Source organism: Kitasatospora sp. NPDC056446, from assembly GCF_042796115.1.
Classification (GTDB): domain Bacteria; phylum Actinomycetota; class Actinomycetes; order Streptomycetales; family Streptomycetaceae; genus Kitasatospora.
Window position 1 is genome coordinate 1 of record NZ_JBHTRF010000176.1, and the last position, 2,217, is coordinate 2,217.

General features: G+C 61.8%; 4 protein-coding genes and 1 pseudogene. 4 read left to right on the plus strand and 1 reads right to left on the minus strand.

Annotated elements, in window-relative coordinates:
- A pseudogene (locus ACFQ6N_RS40315) lies at nt 1–296 on the plus strand (hypothetical protein); the annotation flags it as partial.
- Nucleotides 297–417: 121 nt separating this feature from the next.
- Here ACFQ6N_RS40315 and ACFQ6N_RS40320 read toward each other — a convergent pair.
- Entirely contained in the window at nt 418–837 is a 420-nt protein-coding gene (locus ACFQ6N_RS40320; protein WP_197586240.1) for a DUF3693 domain-containing protein, read from the minus strand.
- A 159-nt stretch (nt 838–996) separates the two neighbouring features.
- Between ACFQ6N_RS40320 and ACFQ6N_RS40325 the strand changes: the two genes are divergently transcribed.
- The 3 genes from ACFQ6N_RS40325 to ACFQ6N_RS40335 form a co-directional block, all read left to right on the plus strand.
- Nucleotides 997–1,230, plus strand: a complete 234-nt coding sequence (locus ACFQ6N_RS40325) for a hypothetical protein (protein ID WP_197586241.1) — start codon at nt 997–999, stop codon at nt 1,228–1,230.
- Entirely contained in the window at nt 1,220–1,357 is a 138-nt protein-coding gene (locus ACFQ6N_RS40330; RefSeq protein ID WP_197586242.1) for a hypothetical protein, read from the plus strand. Before ACFQ6N_RS40325 ends, ACFQ6N_RS40330 begins: the two co-directional genes overlap by 11 nt.
- Before the next feature lie 110 nt (nt 1,358–1,467).
- On the plus strand, nt 1,468–2,217 hold a 750-nt coding region (locus ACFQ6N_RS40335; protein WP_380659131.1), incomplete at its 3' end, for a replication initiation factor domain-containing protein.

Below are 2,217 nucleotides of genomic sequence, written 5' to 3' on the forward strand. Positions count from 1 at the left end.
GGCGCGGCTCGGGCCCCACGCTAAAGCAGTACATCGATGCGTTCTACGCCCAGTTTGGCCATCTGATGGTGACGCCGCCGAACGCTGAACCTGAGGGCGCGGATGAGCATCGATCGCTCCGGCCGGATGGTTTGGGTACGCCGGCATTGGCGGCAGGCACAATCCCGGTAGATAGTCCTTGGCGAAGACTCATAGATCTGCTCAGTGCTTGGGAAGCAGACCTGCGGCGCCGAGAGGATAGCCTGTCCAGGCGCGAGATCGAGCTGCGGAGTCAGGGCAAAAAAGTACAATCTTAGTTGCGCCGCTCAATGGATCGCCAGGAGCCACGGTCCAGCGACTGAAGCACTCCGTTGCGTTCGAACTAGTAACACCCGTACATGGCGCTAGGTAACAGATTTACCTGCTTCGTCAGCAAGCTCATCCTTGTCGGGGGAGCCAGCAGGGGCGACAAGGCCAACGACGGACTGATACAGCATTTCGCATAATGTATACAACGTGGGCGTTATCGAAGCCCGCCACAGCCGCCTGAGCCTTGGGGGGCAGGGCAAAGCCAACAGCCAAGCACAAGGCCATTGCAGTCGCAGCTAAGCGCTTCCAGAAAGTGCGCTCCGGCGAAGTAAGCGCAGCGCGCTTCATGATTTCAATCGCCTGTTTTTCAGGCTCCGGATGCCCCTGGATACGGAGTGCATCTGCCACCACCCACACCTGCGGCACACGCCTGCCCATGCGGTAGTGACCGATTGCGCCATCTGTAATCCCCAGCAACGGCGCCAGCTTTGAATAGCTCTCGACCTTGGCCGCTACGCGGGTCCGCTCAAAGAAGTCATTCCAGTCCATAGCCGCCTCGGGTTCGTGTACGGGTGTAGCCTACAGGTGTTGACGCCTACGGATGTAGGCGCGTATAAAGCCCCCATCGCCTACGGATGTAGACGGTCCCGCCACCGGCACCCCAAGGCCGCTGGCGGGTTCTCTTGGGGCTTGGGGTAGGGGACAGGGATGATCGATCCGCTCATTACCTTCGTGTTGCTGGCGGCCATCGTGGCCGTGTCCATTGGCGGCGCTCGCATCGTTTCGTGGCTGCTCGACCGGCGTGACTACACCGCCTCGCAGCAGTCCTGCGAAGCCCAGGTCATCGCACTCGCACAGGCTGAGATTGCCGCCACTAAGTGCGGCGATCTGCTGGCCGCAGCCCGCTTCGCCGAACAGCAGGAGGGCGTCCATGTTCCGTAACAGCCCCTTCCCGTGGGTCCTTCCCGCTATCGGCCTCTTCGCCGTCGTTCCGAACCCGGCAACGCTCGTGCTGGTCGTCTTCGCCTTCCTGCACTACGTCATGGGGGTCATGCGCAATGGCCGCTGAGTTTGTTGAGTTCCTCCGCGATCCGCTCTCTGCGGCTCTGGCCGGTGGTGTGTTGGTCACGGTCGTGTACTGGACGCGTGTGCTCACTCTGCGCAGGAAGGGTGCGGGCAATGGTCGGTGATCGCGCGGTGCTGGCCGGGTCGGGACTCCCCTCGTCTAACAGGGGAGTCAGTGAATTCAGGAACGAGACGGGCACCCTGACGGTCGGCATTGACTGGTTCTCCGCTTCCATCGATCTGCGCGCAGCGCTGGACCAACTCGCGTTCCGTGATGGCGACAGCTTCGAAGAGGTCCGCCAGTGGATCGAGTTCTCCCCGGAGAATGCGCGCATCGCGGCCCTGCAGGTGTTCTGTTGGTTCTTCGCCGGACTTGGCCTTGAACTGGATGAGGCAGCGGGCGGCGGTCGCTTCTACACGTGGCGAATCAAGATCATTGACGCAGCCAAGAAGTTCGTCGGGATGATCGAACTCGGCGGCGAAGAGTGCCGCCGCGCGGATGGCACGTATACCGCCCGCATCGAGCTAACTGGCGATGGATGCAAAGCGATAGGCGCAGCGCGCTGCGGCCATGCGCAGCGGTGGCTGGAGCTTCGAGCGAAGCTCGAAAGCTGCGCCGGATGGATTACCCGTGTTGACGTGTGCGCCGATGACCTGGTGGGCGAATACCCATTGCGTCTGGCTCAGAAGTGGTATGCAGCTGGCGAGTTCGACAACCGTGGTCAGCGCCCCAAAGCGCAGCTGGTGGACGACTACGACAGCGGCGACGGCAAGACGCTCTATATCGGCGGGAAGAAGTCAGAAAAACAGCTGCGGGTCTACGAGAAGGGCAGGGAGCAGGGCGACAAGAGTTCGCCATGGGTG

What these genes read in the sequence shown, in the direction of transcription:
- ACFQ6N_RS40320 (WP_197586240.1), bottom strand. Translation starts at nt 837, where the DNA reads ATGGACTGGAATGACTTCTTTGAGCGGACCCGCGTAGCGGCCAAGGTC.
- ACFQ6N_RS40325 (WP_197586241.1), top strand. Translation starts at nt 997, where the DNA reads ATGATCGATCCGCTCATTACCTTCGTGTTGCTGGCGGCCATCGTGGCC.
- ACFQ6N_RS40330 (WP_197586242.1), top strand. Translation starts at nt 1,220, where the DNA reads ATGTTCCGTAACAGCCCCTTCCCGTGGGTCCTTCCCGCTATCGGCCTC.